This window comes from Siccirubricoccus deserti (assembly GCF_014283215.1).
GTDB lineage: Bacteria > Pseudomonadota > Alphaproteobacteria > Acetobacterales > Acetobacteraceae > Siccirubricoccus > Siccirubricoccus deserti.
Genome location: NZ_JACOMF010000015.1, coordinates 26,387 through 49,232, shown reverse-complemented (window position 1 = coordinate 49,232; position 22,846 = coordinate 26,387). Strand labels below are relative to the sequence as shown.

The following is a 22,846-nucleotide window of genomic DNA, read 5'->3' as shown; positions in this document are numbered from 1 at the left end:
GCACCATGCGCCTCGCCCGCTTCTTCATCGACCGCCCGGTCTTCGCCGCGGTCATCTCCATCGCCATCACCCTGGTCGGCGCCATCGCCGCTATGCGCCTGCCGGTGGCCGAGTATCCGGATATCGCGCCGCCGACCGTGCAGGTGACGGCGCTCTATCCCGGTGCCTCGGCGGAGACCATCGCCCAGACCGTCGCCGGGCCGATCGAGCAGGAGGTGAACGGGGTGGACGGCATGCTCTACCTCTCCTCCCAATCCACCGGCGATGGGCGGGTGACGATCAGCGTGGTGTTCCGCCAGGGCACCGACGTGGACCAGGCCCAGGTGCTGGTGCAGAACCGCGTCGCCATTGCCGAGCCGCGGTTGCCGGAGGATGTCCGGCGGCTCGGCATCACGGTGAAGAAGGCCTCGCCGGACCTGCTGATGGTCGTGCACATGACCTCGCCCGATAGCAGCCGCAGCCCGGAATACGTCTCCAATTTCGCCACACTGGCGATCAAGGACCGGCTGACCCGGATCGATGGCGTCGGCGATGCCCAGGTCTTCGGCGCCCGCGATTACGCAATGCGGGTCTGGCTCGACCCCGACCGCGTCGCCGCGCGCGGCATGGCGCCGGGCGAGGTGGTGGAGGCGCTGCGCCGGGCGAATGCCCAGGTGGCCGCCGGCGCCATCGGCCAGGCACCCCGCGCCGCCGAGGCGGGGGCGTTCGAGGTGAGCGTGCAGGCGCTCGGCCGCCTTGCCACACCGGAGCAATTCGACGAGCAGGTGGTGGCCACCGGCAGCGGCGGCGCCCCGGTCCGGCTGCGCGACGTGGCGCGCACCGAGATCGGCGCCGCCGACTACACGATCAATGCGCTGCTGAACAACCAGGTGGCGACCGCCATCGTCATCTTCCAGCGGCCCGGCAGCAACGCGCTGGAGACCGCGGTTGCGGTCCGCCGCACCATGGAGGAGGCCGCCGCCGGCTTCCCGTCCGGCATCGGCTGGAGCGTGGTCTACGACCCGACGCGCTTCATCGCCCAGAGCATGGAAGCCGTGCTGCACACCTTCGCCGAGGCCGTGCTGCTGGTGGTGCTGGTGGTGATCCTGTTCCTGCAGAACTGGCGCGCCGCGGTGATCCCGCTGCTGGCCATCCCGGTCTCCATCGTCGGCACCTTCGCCGTGCTGCTGGCGCTCGGCTTCACCCTGAACACGCTGACGATGTTCGGGCTGATCCTCGCCATCGGCATCGTCGTCGACGACGCCATCGTGGTGGTGGAGAATGCCGAGCGGCACATGGCCGCCGGCCTTTCGCCGCTGGAAGCGACGCGGCGCACCATGGACGAGGTCGGCTTCGCGCTGATCGCGATCGCCCTGGTGCTGGTCGCGGTCTTTGTGCCGACCGCCTTCATCACCGGCATCTCCGGTGCCTTCTACAAGCAGTTCGCGGTGACGATCTCGGTCGCGACGCTGCTCTCGGCGGTGGTTTCGCTGACCTTGTCGCCGGCGCTGGCGGGGCTGCTGCTGAAGCCGCATGGCCATGCCGCGCCGCGCAACCGGCTGCTGGCGCCGGTCGGGCTGTTCTTCCGCGGCTTCAACCGGCTGTTCGATCGGTTGTCGCTCGGCTATGGCGGGCTGACCCGGCGGCTGGTGCGGCTGCCGGTGATCCTGCTGCTGCTCTATGCCGGGCTGCTGGTAGCGACCGGACAGCGTGTGCTGGCCACGCCGACCGGGCTGATTCCGGCACTTGACCGTGGCTATCTGATCGCCGCATTCCAGCTGCCGCCCGGCGCCAGCCTCAGCCGGACCGATGCGGTGGTCCGCCGTGCCTCGGAGACGATCATGGCGACGCCGGGCGTTGCCGATGCGGTGGCCTTCGTCGGCTTCGATGGCGCGACCTTCACCAATGCGCCGAACACCGGTGTGGTCTTCGCCGGTCTCAAGCCCTTCGAGGAGCGGGCGCCGCTTGGCCTGACCAGCAACCGGATCCTGGCGGATCTGCAGCAACGGCTGGGCGGCGAGGAGGATGCGCTGGCGCTGGTGCTGCCGCCACCGCCGGTGCCGGGCATCGGCACCGGTGGTGGCTTCAAGCTGATGATCCAGGATCGCGCCGGCCGCGGCCCGCAGGCGCTGGAGCAGGCGACCCGGCAGGTGCTGGCGGCGGCGAACGGCGCACCGGGGATCGGCTTCGCCTTCAGCCTGTTCAATACCGCGACGCCGCAGATTCGCGCCGACATCGACCGGACCCGGGCGGAGATGCTCGGCGTGCCGATCTCCCGCGTGCATGAGGCGATGGGGATCTACCTGGGCTCGGCCTTCGTCAATGACTTCAACCTGCTCGGCCGCACCTGGCGGGTTACCGCCCAGGCCGACATGCAGCACCGCATGGCGATCGAGGATATCGCCCGGCTGCGCAGCCGGGCCGACAGCGGCGGCATGGTGCCGCTCGGCAGCGTCGCCACTTTCCACGAAACCTCAGGCCCCTACCGAGTGCCGCGCTACAACCTGTTCCCGGCGGCCGAGGTGCAGGGCGCTGCGCTGCCCGGCATTTCCACCGGCCAGGCGATAGCGGCGATGGAGGAGGTGCTGCGGTCCAGCCTGCCAGAGGGCTTCGGCTATGAATGGACGGAGCTCGCCTTGCAGGAAAGCATCGCCGGCAACACCGCGCCGATCGCATTCGGCATGGCGGTGGTCTTCGTCTTCCTGGTGCTGGCGGCGATGTACGAAAGCTGGCTGCTGCCGCTGGCGGTGGTGATGATCGCGCCGATGTCGGTGCTGGCGGCGCTGCTCGGGATCGGTCATGCCGGGCTCGATAACAATGTGCTGGTGCAGGTCGGGCTGGTGGTGCTGGTCGGGCTGGCGGCGAAGAACGCGATCCTCATCGTCGAATTCGCTCGTGCGGCGGAGCTGGCCGGGGCGACGCGGTGGGAGGCCGCGGCGGCGGCGGCGCAAACCCGGTTGCGGCCGATCCTGATGACCAGCCTGGCCTTCATCCTCGGCGTGCTGCCGCTGACCGTGGCGACCGGCGCCGGTGCCGAGATGCGGCAGAGCCTGGGTGTCGCGGTGTTCTACGGCATGCTCGGCGTGACCTTGTTCGGGTTGCTGTTCACGCCATTGTTCTATGTCGTGGCGCGGACGGTGGCGCGGCGGCGCGCCACCGCGCCGGACCAGGCCGCAACCGGCTGAGCGGCAGAGCGCGGGAGGCGTGGCAGGATCACGCGTTCTTGCCTCCCTCCTGCCCCGCCCCGTGTTAGCAGGCGCGACCCGGAGAGCAGGAGCGGACCATGGCCGATCTCGTCATCATCGCCTATGAGAACGAAGCGAAGGCCGAGGCTGCGCGAGAGAAACTGTTTGAACTCCAGAAGGAGTATCTTATCGAGCTTGGCGACGCCGTGGTTGCGGTGCGCCAGACCGATGGCAGCGTGAAGCTGAACCAGTTGATCAACACCACGGCGGCCGGCGCGGCCTCTGGCGGGCTGTGGGGCGCGATCATCGGCATGCTGTTCCTCAATCCGCTGCTCGGCGCGGCATTCGGGGCCGGGGCGGGCGCCTTGAGCGGCTACCTCACCGACATTGGCATCGACGACAACTTCCTGAAGGATGCGGCAGGGGCGCTTAACCCTGGCCAGGCCGCGCTCTGCGTGCTGGTGCGCAAGGTGACCGCCGATAAGGTGCTGCCCGCCATGGCGGCGTTCGGCGGCACGGTGCTGCGCACCAACCTCACCGCCGAGCAGGAGACCAAGCTGCGCGAGGCGCTGAAGGCGGCCTGATGCCGCTTGGCATGAACGTTCCATTCATGCCGAGTGGCGCGTAGCCAAGGGCTGCAGAGCAAGCTGCTCCACGACGGAGGCGACCGTCGATCAGTTACGATCAACGGCCGTTGGTGCGAGTTCAGGCCAGCGCCTTGCCATGCACTGGGCCGGCCGTAGGCCCGACCGTGACAAATGGACTTTGGCACGCGGCATCATGGTGCTGGACAGCAACGCCAAGGCCGACGAATACATGGTCTGGCCGCAGAGCGCCTTGCGCTTCTACTAACAGCACCTGCTGCACATCTTCAAGACCTTGCCCGAGGTGCCGGACAAGGTGCTGACCATCAAGCGCCTGCTGTCAGAAATCGTGATCTGCGGCGGCCCGAAGACGGTGCTGGACCGGCTGGTGCAGATCGTCGGCGATCTCGCCCGCTCGGCGGGCTGCTGATGGCGAAGGAGTGGGATGAGCCGGCGCTGCACCGTCGCTCCTACCAGCTAATGGCGGAGGAGGTGATGCCGAAGCTCCGCGCCCATGTCGCCTCCCTGCCGATGGCCGCGGAATAGACCCGCCCGGGGCAGGTGGCCGGCGTTACTCTCGCCTCCGACGGCCGCTTGGCCCCATACTGCCGGGAGTACGCTGCGGCGGCATGTCCGCGGGGGAGGAAACCGGATGTCAAAGACCAGGGCGCGGCCATGAGCGGGCCGGACCCCAAGGCAATTCGCGCCGATCCATCGGTTCTGGCCTATGCCGCCGACCGCCCGGCGCCAACCGCCGGACGCAGCTCTCCCTTCAGCCAGCGCAGCTTCCGCTTCCAATGGCCGGCCGACCTCGCGGTCTCCTGGGCCTTCGAGATGGAGACGCTGGTGCTCGGCTGGTACGTGCTGATCGAGACCGGCTCGGTGGTGTGGCTGACCGCCTTCGGCTCGCTGCAATTCACCGGCACCTTGATTTCGCCGCTGTTCGGCGTGGCCGGTGACCGGCTGGGGCATCGGACCGTGCTCTCCGCCATGCGGGCGGCCTATGTGCTGCTGTCGCTGTGCCTCGCCGTGCTCGCGCTGACTGGCCAGCTGAATCCGCTGGCGGTCTTCGTGGTGGCCGCCTTTTCGGGACTGGTCCGGCCCTCCGACATCGGGGTGCGCAACGCGCTGATCGCTGCCACCGTGCCCCCGGCGCAGCTCGCCGGCGCCATCGGGGTGGAGCGGGTCAGCATGGATTCCGCCCGGGTGATCGGCGCGTTGAGCGGCGCCGCGCTGGTCGCGGCGCTCGGCATGGGACCGGCCTATGTGGTGGTGGTTGGGCTCTACCTGACGAGCCTGCTGCTGACCTTCGGCATCCGCGAGCCGGCGCGGCCCGGCGAGGCGCGGGCGAAGGCCTCGCTGCTGTCCACCTGGCGGGAACTGGGGGAGGGTGTTGCCTATGCCCGCGCGACGCCGGCGCTGCTGGCGGCGCTGTGGCTGGCCTGCCTGGCGAATTTCGCCGCCTATCCGCTGTCCGGCGGGTTGCTGCCGCATGTGGCGCGGGATGTCTACGGCCTCGACCGCACTGGGCTCGGCACCTTGGTCGCCTGCTTCGCCGGCGGGGCGCTGCTCGGCTCGCTGCTGCTCAGCCTGCGCGGGGTCGGGGCGCGGCCGGCGCGGGTGATGCTGCTGGCGGCTGGGCTGTGGTTTGCGGTGCTGCTGGCCTTCGCCCAGGCGGAGACGGCACTGGCTGGCATGGTGCTGCTGTTGCTGGCGGGTTTCATCCAGAGCTTCTGCATGGTGCCGATGCAGGTGCTGCTGCTGCGGATCACCGCGGCCGGGCTGCGGGGGCGGGTCATGGGGCTGCGGATGCTGGCGATCTATGGGCTGCCGGTCGGGCTGCTGCTGGCCGGCTTCGGCATCGCCCGCCTCGGCTTCGCCGCTACCGCCACCCTTTATGCCGGGTTCGGTCTGCTGGCCACCGCCGCCATTGCCTGGCGCTGGCGTGCGGCACTGTGGCGAATGGGGGAGGCGCGGTAGGTGCCGTCATGTCTGCGACGGCGGGGGCCGGGCCAGCAGCAGCAGCACCCCACCGCACAGCACAGCGGCCAGGGCGAAGGCGGCGCTGAAGCCCTCCAGGAAACCCGCGGCCGGCGCGGCGCCGGAGGCGAGGGCGGCCGCCTGCCAGCGGTCGAACCACAGGGTCAGCAGGGAGGCGGCGCTGACCACGCCCAGGGTGCGGGTCATCATTGTAAGGCTGCCGGCGACGCCCCGGTCCCGCCGCGGCAGGGTGGCGGTGACGATGTCGGTGTAGCCCACCTGCACCAGCCCCTGGCCGGCGCCATGCAGCAGCAGGCAGGCCACCAGCAGCGCCGGCGCCGTGCCGGCGCCCCAGAGCGCAATCAGCGCCAGCCCTGCCGCGCTGAGCCCGACGCCGAGGCGTACCATCGGCCAGGCCGCCACCCGCCCCAGCAGCCAGCCTGCAAGGGCCGCACCGAGCATGGCGCCTGAGGGGCTGGCCGCCAGCACCAGCCCGGCCACCGCCGTAGGCAGGCTGGCGATGTCGGCCAGATAGTAGGGCACGAACAGCAGCACCGCGAAACCGGCCAAATTGGCCAACGCATTCCCGGCGTTCAGCCGGGCGAAGCCCGGCCGGCGGAAATGCTCCAGCGCGATGATCGGCCGTGCCGCCCGGGCGCTGCGGCGGAGGAAGCCGAGCAGCGCCGCGAGGAACACCGCCGCCAGCGCCGGCGCCACCAGCCCGCCCTCTGCAAGGTAGCGGGCCTGGTTCACCGCCAGCAGGAGGCTGCCGACCGCCAGTGCCAGCAGCACCGCGCCCGGCAGGTCGAACGGCTCCCGCATCGCGGCCGGTGGCGGTGCCGGCAGGCCGCGCAGCAGCAGCAGCGCCAGCAGGGCGATGGGGGCGCGGAACCAGAACACCGCCGGCCAGCCCCATGCCGCCACCAGCACCCCGCCGAGCGAGGGACCGAGCACCCCGCCGGCGGCGAACATCAGCGCGTAAAGCCCAAGCACCCGGCCGCGCAGCGCTTCCGGGAACAGCCCGGTGACCAGCGCCGGGCCGCAGCCGATGACCAGCGCCGCCCCCACCCCCTGCGCCACCCGGCAGCCCAGCAGCCAGCCATACCCCGGTGCCCCGGCGCAAAGCAGGTAGGCCAGGGCGCTGCAACCGAGGCCGATGCGGAACACCAGCGCATGGCCGAAGATGTCGCCCAGCCGGCCGATGCCCAGCATGAGGCTGCCATAGGTCAGCACATAGCCGATGACGAGCCATTGGATATCCGGCAGCGCCAGGCCGAAATGCGCGGTGATCGGCGGAAAGGCGATGTTCAGCGCGCTGTCGAGCGGCACCACCAGCGTGCCGAGGCCGACCAGCAGCAGCCGCCAGAGCGCGCCGCCCTTCACCCTCTGCTCCGCATGGCATGCCGTCCGTTCCCGCCCATGCGCCAGTGTGGCCCGCCCGGGTGCCTGACCGGAAGGGGCGGCCGGAAATCGCGCCGGCGGGGTGTCGCGGCGGGTTGCCAATGCGACACAAAAGCGTATTTATTTATTAAAGCACCAAATTTTCGAGGAATATATGCACGCTCCACGTCGGGCCCTGCTGGGCGCGCTTCCCTTGCTGGCCGCGCCGGGGCTGTTGCGCGCCCAGACAGGACCCTGGCCCAACCGCCCGGTGCGGGTGATCATCCCCTTTCCGCCAGGAGCTTCGACCGATGCGGTGGGTCGCACCACGGCAGCAGTGCTCGGGGCACGCCTCAGCCAGCCAGTGGTGGTGGAAAACCGTGGCGGCGCGGGCGGCAACATAGGCGCAGAGGCGGCGGCGAAATCCGATCCGGATGGCTACACCCTGCTGATCTCCACCATCAGCGCCAGCGCCATGGGGCCCCATCTTTACCCGCGGCTCGGCTATGATCCGGTGAAGGACCTCGTCCCGGTGGCGCGCACCTGCCATACGCCGAACTGCGTGGTGGCGCGCGGCGACCTGCCGGCGAATACGCTGCGGGAGGCGCTGGAATTGGCGCGGGCACGGCCGGGGCAATTGCTCTTCGGCAGCCCGGGCAATGGCACCTCCGGCCATCTAATTGGCGAATCCATCCATCGCAACGCTGGCGTGAGCCTGCAGCACGTGCCCTATCGCGGTACCGCCCCGCTGCTGACCGACCTGCTGGCCGGACGGTTAGACATCGTGAACGACAACCTCCCCGCCTATCCGCAGTTGGCGCGGGACGGCAAGGTGAAGCTGCTGGCGGTGACCAGTGCCGAACGCTGGTATTCCGTGCCCGACGTGCCCACCGTGGCCGAGGCCGGGGGGCTGCCCGGCTTCTCCGCCATGATCTGGTGGGGCGTTCAGGCGCCGGCCGGCACCCCGGCGCCGATCGTCAAGCAGCTTTCGGACATCATCCAGGAAGGCTTCGCCACCACCGAGGTGCGGGATCGGCTGCGGAATTACAGCATCGAGCCGGCGCCGCAGAGCACCGAGGATTTCGCCCGTCACCTCGAGGCCGAGCACAAGCGCTGGGGCGAGGTGGTGCGCAGCGCCGGGATCACCCTGGGCTGAACGCCAGGCGGGCTGGCCGGAGGCGGCCAGCCCGAAGCCGGGGCGCCGGAACAACGCGGTTCCGGCGTGAAATCCCCGGTGCCGGCCGATCAGCCGTGCCACCAGCGGCCCGGCGCCAGCCCGTCCCAGGGCAGGTGGCAGGCGTAGCCAGCGGTGGTGATGGCGGTCGCGACCTGCACCACGAAAAGCAGGGTACCCTGCACCGCTCGATAGCCGTTCTGCTGAATGCCGGGAGGATCAACCGCCCGAGGCCGGGCAGCGAGAGCAGCGCTTCGATCACCGCCACCGCCCCAGGATCAGCCCGATGAAGGTCGCCGCCGGCCCTCGGGCCTCGCCGATGTCCCTGATCCCTTCACCGGTGCGAGGCCGGACGGTACCGCCGCGCTTCGGCACGATCCCGCGGGAGGCAACCGCCATGGTGCGCTCGGCCGGGATGATCTCGATGCCGGCGATCCTGGGTATTGCGCTACTCCACGGCCCGCCGGGCCGCGGTGTGGCGGTTCACATGCGGCGGCAGGCCAAGATTCTCCCGCAAGGTGCGACCTTCATACGCCGTGCGGAACAGGCCGCGGCGCTGCAGTTCCGGGGTGATGTGCTCGACGAAATCCTCGCAGGCCACCGGAAGATGCGTCGGCAGCACGTTGAAGCCGTCGCAGGCGCCGGCCTCGAACCATTCCTGCAGGACGTCGACGATATCCGCCGCGGTGCCGATCAGGATGAAGCCGCCGGCGGTGAGCTGGGTGTAGAGCTGGCGGATGGTGAGGTTGTCGCGCCGCGCACGGGCCAGGATGCGCTCGACGCTGCTGCGCATCTGCGGCTCGATCACCGGCTCCGGCACCGGCCCGTCGACATCATGGCCGCTGAGGTCGCCGAGGGCGTTGAACACCCGGGCGAGGCCGACCAGCGGGTCGACCAGCGATTGCAGCTCGTCGAATTTCGCCTGCGCCTCCGCCCGGGTTCGGCCGACCACGGTGCGGACGCCGGGCAGGATCTTCAGGTGATCCGGGTCGCGGCCATAGCGCGCCATGCGGCCCTTCAGATCGGCGTAATAGGCCTGTGCCGCCTGCATGCTGTCCTGCGCGGCATAGACCACATCGGCGGTCGCCGCGGCGATCTCCCGCCCCTGTTCGGAGGCGCCGGCCTGCACCAGGATCGGCCTGCCCTGCGGCATGGCGGCGACGTTCAGCGGGCCACGCACCTTGAAATGCCGGCCCTGGTGGTCGAGCACATGCATCCGCCGCTCATCGTAGAACAGCCCGCCCGCCTTGTCGTAAGGGAAGGCGTCCGCCTCCCAGCTGTCCCACAGCCCCGTCACCACCTCGACGAACTCCGCCGCGCGCCCATAGCGCATGTCGTAGTCCAGGTGGCTGTCGCGGTTGAAGTTGCGCGCCTCCGCCTCCGACCAGCTGGTGACGATGTTCCAGCCGGCGCGGCCGTCGCTGATGATGTCGAGCGTCGCGAATTTGCGGGCGACGTGATAGGGCTCGTTGTAGGTGGTGGAGGCGGTGGTGACGAGGCCGATGTTCCGGGTCAGCGCCGCCAGCGCCGGCAGCAAGGTCATCGGCTCCAGCTCGACGATCTCGTAGCCTGAGCGGGCGAGGGAGCCGCGCGGCTCATCCTTCTCGCGGATGCCGATGCCATCGGCGAAGAAAATCATGTCGAACAGCCCGCGTTCCGCCGCGCGGGCATTGCGCAGGTAATGATCGAAGCGCAGCGTGCCGTCCGCCGGCACCTGCGGGTGGCGCCAGGCAGCGATGTGGTAGCCGAGGCCCCGCAGCGACATGCCGAGCCGCATCATCCTTCCTGCCGTCATGACGGTGCCTCCTCGCTGGTCCTGGCCGGATGCCTCAGGTCGCAGTGTAGCGGTTGGGCGGCATCGGCACGCCGAGATTCTCCCGCAATGTCGGCCCGGCGTATTCGGTGCGGAACATGCCGCGCCGGCGCAACTCCGGGATCACCAGCTCGACGAATTCATCGAGACCGAGCGGCAGCACCGGCGGGCAGATATTGAAGCCGTCCGCGGCGCCGGCCACCACCCATTCCTCCATGTCATCGACGATCTGCTCCGGCGTGCCGACCAGCACCCGGCCGCCGAAGCCGGCGGCGATGGTGGTGTAGAGCTCGCGGATGGTCAGGCTGTCGCGCCGCGCCAGGGCCAGCAGGTTGCGCGCCATGCTCTTGACCAGCGGATTGGGCGGCTCCGGCACCGGGCCGTCGAGATCATGGCCCGAGAGGTCGCCCATCTGGCCATAGAGGTAGGAGAGGCCGATCTCCGGCGCGACCAGTGCGTTCAGCAGGTCGAATTTCTCCCGCGCCTCGGCCTCGGTGCGGCCGATGAAGAGGGTGATGCCGGGCATGATCTTCAGATGCTCCGGCTCCCGCCCGTATTTTGCCAGGCGCGACTTCAGGTCGGCGTAATAGGCGCGCGCCGCATCCAGGTGATGCGCCGCGGAATAGACCACCTCGGCACTGCGCGCGGCGATCTCAAGCCCCTGGTCGGAGGCACCGGCCTGCACCAGGACCGGCCTGCCCTGCGGCGTCCGCTTCACGGTCAACGGCCCGCGCACCTTGAAGTGCTTGCCCTGGTGGCCGAGCACATGCAGCTTCGCTTGGTCGAAGAACAGCCCGCTGGATTTGTCGTGCAGCATGGCATCGGCTTCCCAGCTGTCCCACAGCCCCTTCACCACCTCGACGAACTCGCCGGCGCGCTCGTAGCGCGTCTCGTGGTCCATGTGCCTGTCGCGGTTGAAGTTCCATGCCTCGGCCTCGGACCAGGAGGTCACGATGTTCCAGCCGGCGCGGCCGCCGCTGATGTGATCGAGCGAGGCCCATTTGCGGGCAATGTGGAAGGGCTCGTTGTAGGTGGTGGAGGCGGTGGCAACCAGGCCGATGTGCCTGGTCATGGGCGCCAGCGCGGAGAGCAACGTCAGCGGTTCCAGCTCGGCGGTCTGGTGCGAGCGGCAGAGCGCGCCCGGCGGCTCGTCCTTGGTGCGCAGGCCGATGCCGTCGGCCAGGAACACCATGTCGAATTTCGCCGCCTCCGCGGTCTGGGCGATGCGCAGGAAATGGCAGTACTTCGACGCCGCGGCGGGATCGGCCGAAGGGTGGCGCCAGGCGGCGGCGTGGTAGCCGAGGTAACGCATCGAAAGACCGAGACTGATCTGCCTGCGGGCGCTCATGCGGTGCCTCCTGCAAGCCCCACCGGCCGGGGCATGTTGATGCAGCGCAACACGTCACGTCGCCGCGCGCAAGGCGACAACGAAATGGCCAACCGCTCTGGCGCGGCTGCCGCTTCCGCGCCTAGTCTCCGCCGCATCAGTGCCGGAGCCGTCGCAGGATCTCGGGCTGCGACCGCAACGGAGGGGAGGACACCCGCGGGATGATCGACAAATTCGTGCGCTCCATGGCGGAGGCCATGAATGGCATCCGTGACGGCTCGACCGTGCTCATCGCCGGCTTCGGCGATGTCGGCGCGCCGAACGCGCTGCTGGACGGGCTGATCGAGCAGGGCGCCACCGACCTGACCCTGGTGGTGAACTCCGCCGGCCGGGTGCACAAGCCGGGCGATCCGACGACCGGCGTCGCTCGGCTGGTCGAGCTTGGCCGGGTGCGCAAGGTGATCACGAGCTTCATCCGCGCCACCAGCATTGCCGGCGAGGCGGTGCGCGACGGCCGCATGACAGCGGAGGTGGTGCCGCAGGGCACGCTGGCCGAGCGCATCCGTGCCGCCGGTGCCGGGGTGCCGGCCTTCTTCACCCCGACCGGCGCCGGCACGCTGATCGCCGAGGGCAAGGAGGCGCGCGAGTACAACGGCCGCCCCTGCATCCTGGAACTGGCGCTGCCCGGCGACGTGGCGCTGGTCGATGCCTGGATGGCCGACCGCTGGGGCAACCTCGTGTTCCGCGACAGCAGCCGCAACTTCAACCCGATCATGGCGATGGCCGGCCAGCTGACCATCGTGCAGACGCACCACATCTGCGACCTCGGCCAGCTGTCGGCCAATGAGATCGTCACCCCGGGCATCTTCGTCGATCGCGTGCTGCATGTCGCGGCCGGCGATCCGCAGCTGCCGCGCTGAGGGAGGATTCGCGATGAACGACACTGCATCCGGCCACAAGCCGCTCGGCCGCAGCGGCATGGCCGCCCGTGCCGCGCGCGACATCCCGGAAGGCTGGTACGTCAACCTCGGCATCGGCGTGCCGACCCTGATCGCCAACCACATCCCGCCGGAGCGCGAGGTGGTGCTGCATTCCGAGAACGGCATCCTCGGCATGGGCCCGGCGCCGGAGCCGCACAAGGAGAATCCCTGGCTGGTCAATGCCAGCACCCAGCGGGTCAGCCTGCGCACCGGCGCCAGCTTCGTCCACCATGCCGACAGCTTCGCCATCGTCCGCGGCGGGCATCTCGACCTCTGCGTCCTCGGCGGCTTCCAGGTGGCGGAGAACGGCGACCTGGCGAACTGGGCGCAATCCGCCACCGAGGCCGGGCGGCAGATTGGTGGGGCGATGGACCTCGCGGTGGGCGCCAAGCGGGTCTGGGTGACGATGGAGCATACGACGAAGGACGGCCGCGCCCGCATCCTCCGGCGCTGTACCTATCCGCTGACCGCGGCCGCCTGCGTCAGCCGGGTCTACACCAGCCTTGCGGTGCTGGATGTGACGCCGAAGGGATTCGTGGTGATCGACATCATCCCCGGCCTCAGCTTCGAGGAATTGCAGGCCCGCACGGAGGCGGAGCTGCACCGCGAGTAGGTGCCGCGGCAGCCCCGGCGCGGCGCGGGCCGCACCGGGCTGTCGTGGCGGTCAGATGCTGAGGTCGAGCAGGTTGTAGTCCTTCATCCCGGCCTTGGCCGCGGCGTCCCAGCGGTAGGTTTCGCCGGCTTCGACATGCGGCCGGTAGGCGAAGGGCGTCTCCTCCGGGAAGCGCTGGCGCCTCGCGTCGATCGCATAGCCGATGATCCGGGCCCGCTCGCGGATGCGGGCCTCGTCATAGACCGCGGGCGCGTTGTGCACCCCGCCGCCCTTCACGCCGAGCACCGAGCGGCGCCGGTGGAAGCCGAAGTTCAAGGTCACCCGCCAGTCGCGGCTGGTATTGGCGAAGGAGCCATGCACCGTCTGCCGGTTGGTGATCGCCACATCGCCCGGCTTGCAGAGAATGGGCACCGCATCCGGCAGCCGCTCGGTCCCCGCCGCGGCGACCATCGCCTTGATGTCCGCCTTGCCGCGCTGGTGCGAGCCGGGCACCACCCAGACGCCATTCGCCGCGGTGCAGCCGTAGAGCTGGGCCATGAAGTTGAAGCCGTGCGAGCCCTGGTCCCACTCCGGGCTGTTCCAATGCGTCACCCCATCCTGGTGCCAGGCGACCGAGGCGCCGCGGCCCGGCTCCTTGATGAAGAACGCCTCGTTGAACGGCGTGAAATCATCGCCGTTCACCGCCGCCGCCACCGCCAGCAGGCCCGGGTGGCCATAGAGCCTGAGCGCCGCCTCCGAGAATTGCAGCGAACCGAGGATGAGGTAGACCACCTCCTTCGGCGCATCGGCATCCGGCGTCGGCTCGAACATCTTCACCGGGTGCCGTCCGTTGGCGAGCGCGGTGCCGCCGAAGGGGTCGCCCAGCGGGCGGGCCCAGAACAGGGTCGCCGCCTTGTTGTCGGCGGCCAGCGCCGGGCGGCCCTTGGCATCCAGCGCGGCGCCACGCTCCGCCGGCAGCCGGTCCAGCACCGTCTGGATGTCGGCCTCGATATCGGCCAGCTCCGCCGTGCCGACCACGCCCTCGAAGACGTAGAAGCCGCAGCGCCAATAGGCTTCCAGAATCTCCGGATGCAGCCTGCCATCGGCGGTGCGGCGGATCGGGCCGCGGTTGCCGAGGGCATGGGCGCGCTGCTCGCCGGCGCGCAGATAGGCCTGCATGGCGGCGCCCTCGGAGCCGTACTCGACCTCGAGCGTCGTGGCGGAATGATTCATGCCGCTGCCTCCCGTTGCTGGTCGCCGCGCGAGGCGGGGCCTTGCGGGACGGTAGGGCCTGGTGGCGGCGCCTGGCAACCGGCGTAAGCTGGGGCATTGCTTCAGGCTGGTGTATCGGGGACGGCGCTGCCTTCCCCAAGCCCCAACCGCCAGGGGCAAGCGCCCCCTGGACCGGCCTGAGTCAGAGGGGTGCCAAGCTCTCCTCGTACCTACCCCACCGGCTCGCAGCGCAGCTCGAACCGGCACTCCGGGTGCCCGTCCGCGGCACAGGCCACTTCCCGGCAGACCGGCTCGCCGGCGCGCCCGGCCATTTCCAGCACGTAGCGCATGCCACCGCTGAAGCTGCCCTCGAGCATGTAGCAGACCCGGCGTCCGGTCCCCGGCCCATAGCCCAACGCATAGGCCGAGTGCCGCACCGTCACCGCGGCGCTGCCTGCCGCCGCATCCAGCGCGGTGATCTCGATCCGGCCATAGCCGCGCTGCGAAAGCCGCTTGAGGTAGTGGCGGAAGGTATCCACCGGCGAGAGCCCGTGCGTCCTCGCCTCCTCCCGGCACCATTGCAAGGCGGAGAGGTCGCTGGCGCCGTAGAGCATGGCGCGGAACGCCTCGACGCCGATGGCCGCTTCGACGCCCTTCTGGATGTTCACCAGGAAATGCCGCGGCAGGTAGATCATCGGCAGCCCGTCGGTGCGCCAGATGCCGGTCTCGGGGTCGATGTCGATCGGAACCTCGGGTGCTGCCATGCGCATGGTCTCCTGCCGGCGACGATGGTGCGGCGTGGGTGCGGCGTGCTGCAAGGGCGCGGCTGGCGGTGGCGGTCGGGCGGTCTATGCTGGCGCCGCAGTCCAGGAAACCGGAGCCCGAAGCATGTCCCCAGAAATCCTCGCCCAGCTGGCGCCGACCGGCGTCCTGCGCGCCGGCATCAACATGGGTAATTTCCTGCTCGTCACCGGCCGCAGTGCCGATGGCGGCCCCGAGGGCGTCTCCCCCAGCATGGCCCGCGCCATCGCCGACAAGCTGGGTGTGAAGGTGCAGTACGTACCCTATGCCAGGCCGAGCGAACTGGCCGATGCCGCCGGCACCGGCGCCTGGGACATCGGCTTGATCGGCGCCGAGCCGCAGCGCGCCGAGAAGATCGCCTTCACCGCCGCCTATTGCGAGATCGAGGCCACCTATCTGGTGCCGCCGGGCTCGCCGATCACCGCCATGGACCAGGTGGACCAGCCCGGCAACCGCATCGTCTCCAGCGCGGGCGCGGCCTATACGCTCTGGCTGGAGCGCAACATCAGGCGGGCCGAACTGGTGCTGGTGCCGGGCGGCGGCGGCGCGGCCTTCAAGACCTTCCTCGACCAGAAGCAGGAGGTCTATGCCGGGCTGCGGCCGGGGCTGCTGACCGATGTCGAGACGCTGCCCGGCGCCCGCATCCTGGAGGGCCAGTTCATGGCGGTGCAGCAGGCGATCGGCACGGCGCGGGCGAATGTCGCCGCCGCCGCCTTCCTGGCCGACTTCGTCGAGGAGGCGAAGCGCAGCGGCCTGGTTGCGCGCTTCATCGCGCAGCACAAGGTGCGCGGCCTGTCGGTGGCGCCGGGGGCCTGACAGGAGCGGCCCTGAAGCTCGACAGGTTCAGGGCCTCAGATTTCGGGCGTCGTGTCGTAAGCCGCGGCCCACCACGTGACGGGAACCTATCCCCGCTGACTTCCAGCATGAGGCCGCATCACCAGGCCGTGCCGAGGGCGGCACGGCGCATGGGATCGGCGGTCCAGTCGCGATGGAGGCCGAACAGGCGGCGCAGCAACGGCTGCGCCGCCTTCCAGGCGGCGGGGTCGTAGGCGTCCTCCGGCAGCAGCGGCGGACGGGCGTTCATGCCTTCGGTCGACAGCGCCTCGGCGACGATGTTGCAGCCTTCCTGCTCATTCGGCTCGGGCACCAGCCCGGTGAGCAGCCAGGCGGTTGCGGCGGCGAAGGCTGGGGCGAGATCGGGGCCGATCCCGGCCAGCAGCGCCAGTGGTTCCGCGAGGCCGCGCAGGCTGCGGGCCAGCGGCGCGAGCGGGTGCGGCGGCGGCGCGGCGAGTGCCACGCCATCCGTCCAGGCCAGCCGTGGCGCGCCTGGGGGCACTTCTTCTGGTTGCAGTGAGAGCAGGATATCGCCGAACGGGGGATCGCCAGCCGGCAGGTCCAGCGCATTCTGAAGCCGGAGGGAAAGCCGGGTGAAGGCGGCGCGGGCGGGCCGCAGATCGGGCTGCAGGACGATCTCCGGCTGCAGCCCGTCGCGCAGGATGATGCGGCAGGGCAGCCCCTGCAGCTCGCGGAGTGCCGCCGGAAGCGTCACCTCGATGCTGCCGCTGCCAGCCCCTGCCGAGCGGATGCTGCGGGTGCCGAAGTCCATGCCGGTCCTTCCTGTCCGAGTGCAGGAGCCGCCTTGGCGGTCCGCGCAAGGCGCGGTTTTGCGCCGGACAGCTCGTCTGACAGAAAAGTTATAACAGACTGTTAATGGTCTGGAGGCGGATTTCAGGAATCGCCGCTCAGCGGCGGAAGCTCCACTTCATCTCGCCATCCGGCGAAGCATGTGGCGAAGAGCAGCGCGTTCTGTGGCCCCTGCCGGGCGGTGGCGTCGAATTGCGCCGCGGCGCGGCGGGGGGGCATTCCGCAGGGCCGATTCTGGTGTCGGGGCGCGGGCGCAGTCTCGCTGCGGCATGGCGCGGGATGCCGGCATGGCCGGCAGGGATGGCAGACGGGGTCGCGCCGGCGGCCGCTGGCGTTGCATGGGCATCCCGGAATTGCCGCGGTACGCGCCGCCCCCATTCCCCGCCGCCCCGGCATCCGCTTTGATGGCAGCGATGGCCAACTTCCGTTTCCTCCATGCCGCCGACCTCCACCTCGACAGCCCGCTGCGCGGCCTGGAGGCGCGGCCGGACGTGCCCGCCGACCGCATCCGCGGCGCGACGCGGGAGGCGCTGCAGAACCTCGTCGCCCTGGCGATCGAGGAGCAGGTGGATTTCGTCGTCCTCGCCGGCGACCTCTACGACGGCGAATGGCGGGACTGGGGGACCGGGCATTTCCTGCTCGGCCAGCTGGCGCGGCTGACCCGGGCCGGCATCCGGGTGGTGGCGATCTCCGGCAACCATGACGCGGAGAGCATCCTCACCCGCCAGCTCCGCTTCCCCGAGGGCGCCACCATGCTGCCCACCCGACCCGAATCGCACCCGCTGCCGGAACTCGGCGTGGTGGTGCACGGCCAGGGCTATGCCCGGCGGGAGATGCTGGAGAACCTCGTGCCGCGCTATCCGCGGCCGGTAGCGGGCGCCTTCAACATCGGCCTGCTGCATACCTCGGTGAACGGCCGCCCCGGCCATGCCGGCTACGCCCCCTGCGCCCTGGCCGAGCTGCTGCGGCATGGCTACGACTACTGGGCGCTCGGCCACATCCATGCGCGGGAGGTGCTGGCCGAGGGCGATTGCTGGGTGGTCTTCCCCGGCAACCTCCAGGGTCGCCATGTGCGCGAAGCCGGGGCCAAGGGCGCCATGCTGGTCACCGTGCGCGACGGCCGGGTGGCGGCGGTGGAGCACCGCTCATTGGACACGGTGCGCTGGGCACGAGTGGAAGTGGCGCTGGACGGCGCCGCCGATGCGGCGGAGGTGCTGAACCGGGTGCGGCTGGCGTTGGAAGCCGCGCTCTCCGGCGTCGGCAGCCGGCTGCTGGCGGCGCGGGTGGTGCTGCGCGGGGCCACGCCGCTGCATGGCGCGCTGCAGCGCGACCCTGGCGACATCCGCGAGCAGATCCGCGGCGAGGGGCTGAACGCCGCGCCGGAGGGATTCTGGCTGGAGGATGTGACGCTGGCCACCGCACCCGCGGGTGATACTGGCGGGCTCGGCCGGCGCTCGGATGCCTTCGGCCGCATGGTCGCGGCGATCGAGGCCGCCGAGGCGGAAGCGGTCGCCGCAAGGACGAGGGACTACGCCGCGGCGCTGCTCAACCGCAGCGGTGACCTGCGCAGCTTGCTCGGTGAGGAGCATCCGGCGGTGGCCGCCGCGCGTGGCGAGGTGTCGCCGGAGATCCTCGCCCGCGCCCGCGTCCTGCTGCTGGCGCGGCTGGCCGAGGAATAGCCATGCGGCTCACCGCTTTCGAGGTCCAGCGCTACGGCAATTTCGACCGGATGCGGCTGGCGTTCGACCCGCGCCCCGGCTGCATCAACCTGGTCGCCGCACCGAATGGTGCCGGCAAATCGGTGCTGCTGCGCGCCATCTGCGACCTGCTCTACGGCATCCCGGCACGCACCCCGATGGATTTCCGTCATGGCTACGCCAACATGCGGCTGTTCGCCGAGGCGGTGGACGGCAGTGGTGCGACGCTGCGCTTCGGCCGCCGCAAGGGCATGGGCAACACGCTGATCGACGCCGATGGCGCGCCGCTGCCGCCCGAGGTGTTGCGTCCGCTGCTCGGGGAGGTCGACCAGCCGATGCTGGAACGCCTCTTCGTGCTCGGCACCGACCGGCTGCGCCAGGGTGGCGAGGAACTGCTGAAATCCGACGGCGCGCTGGGCGAGGCGCTGCTGGCCGCGGCCGGCGGGCTGCGTGAGGCGCATACGCTGAAGGAATGGCTGGCGGCGGAGCGCGACAAGGCGGCGCCGCTGCGCCGCAGCCAGACCCGGCCCTTCTACAGGGGGCTGGACGCGCTGCAGGAGGCGCAGCGGCGGCTGAAGCAGGAGATCTGGCAGCCGAAGGAATGGCTGGAGCAGGAACGGGCCGCCGCCGCCGCCGAGGCCCGCCGCATCGCCGCCCGGGCCGAGGCGGAGGCTGCCGGCGCCGCGATCACCCGGCTGGAACGCATCCGCCGGGTCCGCCCGCTGCTGGCCGAGGCCGATGAGGCGCGGGCCTGGCTTGCCGCCAACCCCGGTGCGCCAGTGCTGGATGCGGCGCTGGCGCCGCGCTTCCGCGCCGCCCGCGAGACGCGAGCCTTGGCCATGGCCGAGCTGGAATCAGCCGAGCGGCAGCGGCGAGGGCTGGCGGAACAGCTCGGTGCCGTGGTGCCCGATGGCGCGCTGCTGGCCGAGGCGGAGCCGATTGCCCGGCTGGCCGAGGAACTTGGTGCCGCCGAACGCGCCGCCGCCGGCCTGCCGCGGCTGGAGGCGGCGCTGGCTGATGCCGAGGCGCGCATCCGCGGCCTGCTGCGGCAGATCGGCGCCGACCACTCGCCGGCCGAGGCCGCGGCGCTGCTGCCGGCCACCCCCGACAGCGTCGCTGCCCGTGGGCTGATCGGCGCCGCGGAGGGCGCGGCGACGGCGGTGGCCAAGGCCGCGGAGCGGGTGGCGGTGCTGCGGCACCGCCTCGCCGAGGCCCAGGCGGCGCTGGCCACGCTTCCCCCCGATGGCACGGAGGCTGGGCTGCAACGGCTGCTGCGGGAGATCCGCGAGGCCGGCGAGCCGGCCGCGGCCGCCATCGCCGCCCAGGCCGCGGTCGAGACAGCCCGGGCCATGGTGGCGGCGGCGCTGGCCCGCGCGGCGCCCTGGCCGGGCACGGCGGAGGTGCTGCGCGCGCTGCCCGTCGCGCCGCTCTCGGCCTTCGAGCGGGCGGCGGCGGCCCTGGCGACGACGGAGGCGCGGCGGCGAACGGCGGCCGAGGCGCGGGACGCGGCGCTGGCCGATGCCGCGGATGCGGCGCGCCGTCTGGCGGAACTGCAGGCCCGCGCCGCCCTGCCGGAGGATGGCGCGCTGCCGCGGGCGCGTCGGCACCGCGACACGGGCTGGCGGCTGATCCACCAGCTTGCCTTCACCCTGACGCCGCCGGCGCCCGAGGCGGTGGCCGAATTCGCCGGCGCCGAGGCGCTCGACCTCGCCTATGACCGGGCTCTGCGCGATGCCGACGGGTTGGCCGACAGCATCGCCGCCGAGGCGACCCGGCTGGGCGAGGCACAGGCGATCCGTGCCGAGGCGGCCGGCCTCGCCGCGCGCGGCCAGGCGGCCGAAGCGGCGTTGGCGGCGGCCGAGGCGGAGTGGCGCGCCGCCGCCGCCGCCTGGGCCGAGGCCTGCGCGCCGCTCGGCCTGCCAGCCGACGCCAGCCTTGCCGAGCTGCGCGGCCTGCTGGCCGGCCGCGACCGGGTGGTGACGGCTCTGGAGGCGCTGGCTACGGCCGAGGCCGCTGCCGCTGCCCTGCTGGCCCGGCAGCAGGGCTGGGCGGCCCGGCTGGCGGCGGTGCTCGACCGGCCGGCGGCGCCGCTGGCCGTGTTGCTGGATGCTGCCGAGGCGCGGCTGGATGCGGCGCGGGCGCAGTCCACCGAACGGGCGAGGCAGGAGGCCACGGTCGGTGACCTCGCCCGGCAACTGGCCGAGGCGGAGGTGGAGGCGGAGGCCGCGGCGCAGCGCCGCGCCGCCTGGGCCGCGGATTGGGAGGCGGCGCTGGCAAAGCTCGGCCGCCCGGCCGGGGAGGCGCCGGCCGAGACCCGGGTAGTGCTCGATCTGCTCGACTCGCTGGCGGCGGCGGTGCAGCAGGCGGCGGCGGATGCCGCGGCGGCCCGGCGCGACCGGCTGCTGGTCGAGGGCTTCCAAACCGAGGCACTGGCGCTGCTCGCCCGGCTGCCGTCCGGCTCGCCGGAGCCCGACCCCTATGCCGCCCTGCGCGCGCTGCGCGATCGGCTGGCTCCGGCACAGGAGGCGGCGGCGAAACAGGCGCTGCTGCACGGCCAGCTCGACAAGGCGGAGGCCGCGAAAGCGGCGCGGGCGGCGGCGCTGGATGCGGCGGAGGCGGAGTGGCGGGTGGTGCTCGCGCTGCTCGGCGCCGGCTCGGAGCCCGAGGCGGAGGTGCGCCTCGCCCTGGCGGCGCAGCGGCGGGAGCAGGCCCAGACCCTGGCGCGCACCGCCGTCGCGCTGCGCGAGGCGGGCGACGGGCTGGGCGAGGCGGCGCTGGCGGCCGAGGCCGCCGCCGTTCCGGCCGAGACCCTGCCGCAGGCGCTGGAGGCGGCGCGGGAGGCTGCCGCGGCGGCGCAGGATGCGGCGGAGCAGGCGGCGGGCGAGGTCCAGAGCATCCGCCAGGCGATCCGGGTCCGGGAGCAGGCGGTCGCCGCGGTGGATGCGAAGGCGGATGAGCAGGCGGCGGTGGCGCTGCTCGGCCGCACCCTGGAGGAGGCGCTGGTGCTGCAGGTCGCCAGCGGGCTGCTGGAGGATGCGCTGCGGTCGGTGGAGGTGATGGACAGCCCGCTGCTGCTGCAACGCATCACCCGGGTGTTCCGCCGGCTGACCCGCGGCGCAATAGAGCGGGTGGTGACCGAGGAAGCCGAAGGCGGCCAAATCCGCCTGGCGGTGGTGGAGCCGCCGGATGCGGTGCCGAAGCCGGTGGCGGCGCTGTCCGAAGGTTCGCGCGACCAGCTCTTCCTGGCGCTGCGGATCATCGCCATCGAGGATCACCTGGCGGGCGCGCCGCCGCTGCCCTTCATTGCCGACGACATCCTGCAGACCTTCGATGATGGCCGCGCCCTGGCGGCCTTCGAGGCGCTGCTGGAGCTCAGCCACAAGGTGCAGGTGATCGTGCTGACCCATCATGAGCATCTGGTCGCGCTGGCGGGGCGGCTGCCGCCCGGCGCGGTGGCGCTGCAGCGGCTGGTGGCGCCGGAGCCGGCGCTGGGCTGATCCTCACCGGCCGATAACCACTGGCGGTGCATCGTCCATGTCCGACCGACGGCGAGGCGCGGATGAAGATCGGCTATCACGCCGATGGCGAGCCCTTTGTCATCATCTGGGAAGCCGGCGACTTGGCGACCTTGCTGGTGGAAGAGCCGGGGCCCTTCGGCACCGGCAAGGCGGGGGATCGGGGCCGGGTCACCCTGGGGGATTCGGCGGGGTGCGTGACCATCCTGCTCGCCGGCTATTCGCTGCCGCCCTCGGCGGCGCAGCGCAGCCTGTCCGGGCTGCCGGCGCGGCTGATGATGGCCTGCGATCCGCGCGGCCGGCCGCGCAACCCGGCCCGCCACCCGGACCGGCCGCTGGTAGGCCGGCCCATGCGGAAGGACAGGCCGGCCGATGGGTTTGACAGCCGCGCGCCGGACGCGCTTGCTATTGCGCCCACGGGAAAGGAGGGCGAACCCATGCCCATGTCGGTCGAGCAATTTGCCGCGCAATGCCATGACGTGCTGCGCACCCATCCGGATACCGCCGGCCGTCAGAAGGTGGCCGAGATGGTCCGCGAGGCGCTACGCGACCCGGCCTTCGTCGCCGCCGCCATCCCCGAAGGCACGCCCGAGCGGAAGGTGCTGTACGAGGATCCCGACCTCGGCTTCACCATCCTCGCTCACGCCTATGTCGGCGCGAAGAGCAGCAGCCCGCACGACCACGGCCCGTCCTGGGCGATCTATGGCCAGGCGGCAGGCGAGACCATCATGACCGATTGGGAATGCTTGGCGCGGCCGGAAGACGGCAAGCCGGGCAAGGCACGCCGCAAGAACGACTACGTGCTGCGCCCAGGCGATGCCTATCTGTACGAGCCCGGGGTGCTGCACTCGCCACGGCGCGACGGCGCCACGCGGCTGCTGCGGATCGAGGGCATGAACATGGACCGGGTGAAGCGACAGCCCTATGAGGCGGTCGACTAAAGCCTGATCGCTGCGCTTTGCCGCCAATGGCTGCGGGGCAAC

General features: G+C 71.3%; 18 protein-coding genes. 12 read left to right on the top strand and 6 right to left on the bottom strand.

The features are described from left to right. Positions 1 to 5 precede the first annotated feature (5 nt). From H7965_RS13950 to H7965_RS13940, 5 genes are all read left to right on the top strand, one after another. Positions 6 to 3,164 carry an efflux RND transporter permease subunit gene (locus tag H7965_RS13950; protein ID WP_186771198.1) on the top strand — a complete coding sequence of 1,053 codons (3,159 nt, stop codon included), beginning with the start codon at positions 6 to 8 and terminating at the stop codon, positions 3,162 to 3,164. A gap of 98 nt (positions 3,165 to 3,262) precedes the next feature. Further along, positions 3,263 to 3,748, top strand: a complete 486-nt coding sequence (locus H7965_RS13945) for a DUF1269 domain-containing protein (protein WP_186771197.1) — start codon at positions 3,263 to 3,265, stop codon at positions 3,746 to 3,748. 139 nt (positions 3,749 to 3,887) lie between these two features. Next, the gene (locus H7965_RS30895; protein ID WP_261394197.1) at positions 3,888 to 4,016 is read left to right on the top strand and encodes a hypothetical protein; all 129 of its coding nucleotides are present in this window, start codon (positions 3,888 to 3,890) and stop codon (positions 4,014 to 4,016) included. Between the two features lie 27 nt (positions 4,017 to 4,043). Continuing rightward, the gene (locus H7965_RS30890) at positions 4,044 to 4,178 is read left to right on the top strand and encodes a hypothetical protein (protein WP_261394196.1); all 135 of its coding nucleotides are present in this window, start codon (positions 4,044 to 4,046) and stop codon (positions 4,176 to 4,178) included. Between the two features lie 245 nt (positions 4,179 to 4,423). Further along, positions 4,424 to 5,728: an MFS transporter gene (locus H7965_RS13940; protein WP_186771196.1), complete on the top strand. Its 1,305-nt coding sequence runs from the start codon at positions 4,424 to 4,426 to the stop codon at positions 5,726 to 5,728. 6 nt (positions 5,729 to 5,734) lie between these two features. Here the strand turns inward: H7965_RS13940 and H7965_RS13935 are convergent, their stop codons facing one another. Further along, positions 5,735 to 7,111: an MFS transporter gene (locus tag H7965_RS13935; protein WP_186771195.1), complete on the bottom strand. Its 1,377-nt coding sequence runs from the start codon at positions 7,109 to 7,111 to the stop codon at positions 5,735 to 5,737. Between the two features lie 172 nt (positions 7,112 to 7,283). On the opposite strand from H7965_RS13935, the gene H7965_RS13930 reads away from it, so the two are divergent. Continuing rightward, positions 7,284 to 8,264 carry a Bug family tripartite tricarboxylate transporter substrate binding protein gene (locus tag H7965_RS13930; protein ID WP_186771194.1) on the top strand — a complete coding sequence of 327 codons (981 nt, stop codon included), beginning with the start codon at positions 7,284 to 7,286 and terminating at the stop codon, positions 8,262 to 8,264. 466 nt (positions 8,265 to 8,730) lie between these two features. Here H7965_RS13930 and H7965_RS13925 read toward each other — a convergent pair whose 3' ends face one another. Then, positions 8,731 to 10,077 carry an LLM class flavin-dependent oxidoreductase gene (locus H7965_RS13925; protein ID WP_186771193.1) on the bottom strand — a complete coding sequence of 449 codons (1,347 nt, stop codon included), beginning with the start codon at positions 10,075 to 10,077 and terminating at the stop codon, positions 8,731 to 8,733. A gap of 34 nt (positions 10,078 to 10,111) precedes the next feature. Further along, positions 10,112 to 11,443: an LLM class flavin-dependent oxidoreductase gene (locus H7965_RS13920; RefSeq protein ID WP_186771192.1), complete on the bottom strand. Its 1,332-nt coding sequence runs from the start codon at positions 11,441 to 11,443 to the stop codon at positions 10,112 to 10,114. A 200-nt stretch (positions 11,444 to 11,643) separates the two neighbouring features. Between H7965_RS13920 and H7965_RS13915 the strand changes: the two genes are divergently transcribed. Together H7965_RS13915 and H7965_RS13910 are read left to right on the top strand one after the other, a co-directional pair. Next, positions 11,644 to 12,342, top strand: coding sequence for a CoA transferase subunit A (locus tag H7965_RS13915; RefSeq protein WP_186771191.1), 699 nt, complete (start codon positions 11,644 to 11,646; stop codon positions 12,340 to 12,342). A gap of 13 nt (positions 12,343 to 12,355) precedes the next feature. Continuing rightward, entirely contained in the window at positions 12,356 to 13,015 is a 660-nt protein-coding gene (locus H7965_RS13910; protein WP_186771190.1) for a 3-oxoacid CoA-transferase subunit B, read from the top strand. Between the two features lie 51 nt (positions 13,016 to 13,066). Here H7965_RS13910 and H7965_RS13905 read toward each other — a convergent pair whose 3' ends face one another. Continuing rightward, positions 13,067 to 14,227: a phytanoyl-CoA dioxygenase family protein gene (locus tag H7965_RS13905; RefSeq protein ID WP_186771189.1), complete on the bottom strand. Its 1,161-nt coding sequence runs from the start codon at positions 14,225 to 14,227 to the stop codon at positions 13,067 to 13,069. A gap of 209 nt (positions 14,228 to 14,436) precedes the next feature. Then, positions 14,437 to 14,970 carry a 4-vinyl reductase gene (locus H7965_RS13900; protein WP_186771188.1) on the bottom strand — a complete coding sequence of 178 codons (534 nt, stop codon included), beginning with the start codon at positions 14,968 to 14,970 and terminating at the stop codon, positions 14,437 to 14,439. 124 nt (positions 14,971 to 15,094) lie between these two features. Between H7965_RS13900 and H7965_RS13895 the strand changes: the two genes are divergently transcribed. Beyond that, positions 15,095 to 15,823 carry a transporter substrate-binding domain-containing protein gene (locus H7965_RS13895; protein WP_186771187.1) on the top strand — a complete coding sequence of 243 codons (729 nt, stop codon included), beginning with the start codon at positions 15,095 to 15,097 and terminating at the stop codon, positions 15,821 to 15,823. Between the two features lie 118 nt (positions 15,824 to 15,941). Here the strand turns inward: H7965_RS13895 and H7965_RS13890 are convergent, their stop codons facing one another. After that, a complete protein-coding gene (locus H7965_RS13890) occupies positions 15,942 to 16,613 on the bottom strand; it encodes a hypothetical protein (RefSeq protein ID WP_186771186.1) in 672 nt (223 codons plus the stop codon). A 451-nt stretch (positions 16,614 to 17,064) separates the two neighbouring features. On the opposite strand from H7965_RS13890, the gene H7965_RS13885 reads away from it, so the two are divergent. The 3 genes from H7965_RS13885 (at position 17,065) to H7965_RS13875 (ending at position 22,804) form a co-directional block, all read left to right on the top strand. Then, the gene (locus tag H7965_RS13885; RefSeq protein ID WP_186771185.1) at positions 17,065 to 18,330 is read left to right on the top strand and encodes a metallophosphoesterase family protein; all 1,266 of its coding nucleotides are present in this window, start codon (positions 17,065 to 17,067) and stop codon (positions 18,328 to 18,330) included. A 2-nt stretch (positions 18,331 to 18,332) separates the two neighbouring features. After that, complete coding sequence (locus tag H7965_RS13880; protein ID WP_186771184.1) at positions 18,333 to 21,845, top strand: AAA family ATPase; 3,513 nt, start codon at positions 18,333 to 18,335, stop codon at positions 21,843 to 21,845. Between the two features lie 62 nt (positions 21,846 to 21,907). Beyond that, positions 21,908 to 22,804: a cupin domain-containing protein gene (locus tag H7965_RS13875; RefSeq protein WP_186771183.1), complete on the top strand. Its 897-nt coding sequence runs from the start codon at positions 21,908 to 21,910 to the stop codon at positions 22,802 to 22,804. Positions 22,805 to 22,846: the final 42 nt, after the last annotated feature.

Bases quoted from the DNA above. Each gene is read 5' to 3' on its own strand.
- H7965_RS13905 (WP_186771189.1), bottom strand. From the start codon at position 14,227: ATGAATCATTCCGCCACGACGCTCGAGGTCGAGTACGGCTCCGAGGGC.
- H7965_RS13950 (WP_186771198.1), top strand. From the start codon at position 6: ATGCGCCTCGCCCGCTTCTTCATCGACCGCCCGGTCTTCGCCGCGGTC.
- H7965_RS13890 (WP_186771186.1), bottom strand. From the start codon at position 16,613: ATGGACTTCGGCACCCGCAGCATCCGCTCGGCAGGGGCTGGCAGCGGC.
- H7965_RS13900 (WP_186771188.1), bottom strand. From the start codon at position 14,970: ATGGCAGCACCCGAGGTTCCGATCGACATCGACCCCGAGACCGGCATC.
- H7965_RS13945 (WP_186771197.1), top strand. From the start codon at position 3,263: ATGGCCGATCTCGTCATCATCGCCTATGAGAACGAAGCGAAGGCCGAG.
- H7965_RS13910 (WP_186771190.1), top strand. From the start codon at position 12,356: ATGAACGACACTGCATCCGGCCACAAGCCGCTCGGCCGCAGCGGCATG.
- H7965_RS30895 (WP_261394197.1), top strand. From the start codon at position 3,888: ATGCACTGGGCCGGCCGTAGGCCCGACCGTGACAAATGGACTTTGGCA.
- H7965_RS13880 (WP_186771184.1), top strand. From the start codon at position 18,333: ATGCGGCTCACCGCTTTCGAGGTCCAGCGCTACGGCAATTTCGACCGG.
- H7965_RS13895 (WP_186771187.1), top strand. From the start codon at position 15,095: ATGTCCCCAGAAATCCTCGCCCAGCTGGCGCCGACCGGCGTCCTGCGC.
- H7965_RS13915 (WP_186771191.1), top strand. From the start codon at position 11,644: ATGATCGACAAATTCGTGCGCTCCATGGCGGAGGCCATGAATGGCATC.
- H7965_RS13875 (WP_186771183.1), top strand. From the start codon at position 21,908: ATGAAGATCGGCTATCACGCCGATGGCGAGCCCTTTGTCATCATCTGG.
- H7965_RS13940 (WP_186771196.1), top strand. From the start codon at position 4,424: ATGAGCGGGCCGGACCCCAAGGCAATTCGCGCCGATCCATCGGTTCTG.
- H7965_RS13925 (WP_186771193.1), bottom strand. From the start codon at position 10,077: ATGACGGCAGGAAGGATGATGCGGCTCGGCATGTCGCTGCGGGGCCTC.
- H7965_RS13885 (WP_186771185.1), top strand. From the start codon at position 17,065: ATGGCCAACTTCCGTTTCCTCCATGCCGCCGACCTCCACCTCGACAGC.
- H7965_RS13920 (WP_186771192.1), bottom strand. From the start codon at position 11,443: ATGAGCGCCCGCAGGCAGATCAGTCTCGGTCTTTCGATGCGTTACCTC.
- H7965_RS13930 (WP_186771194.1), top strand. From the start codon at position 7,284: ATGCACGCTCCACGTCGGGCCCTGCTGGGCGCGCTTCCCTTGCTGGCC.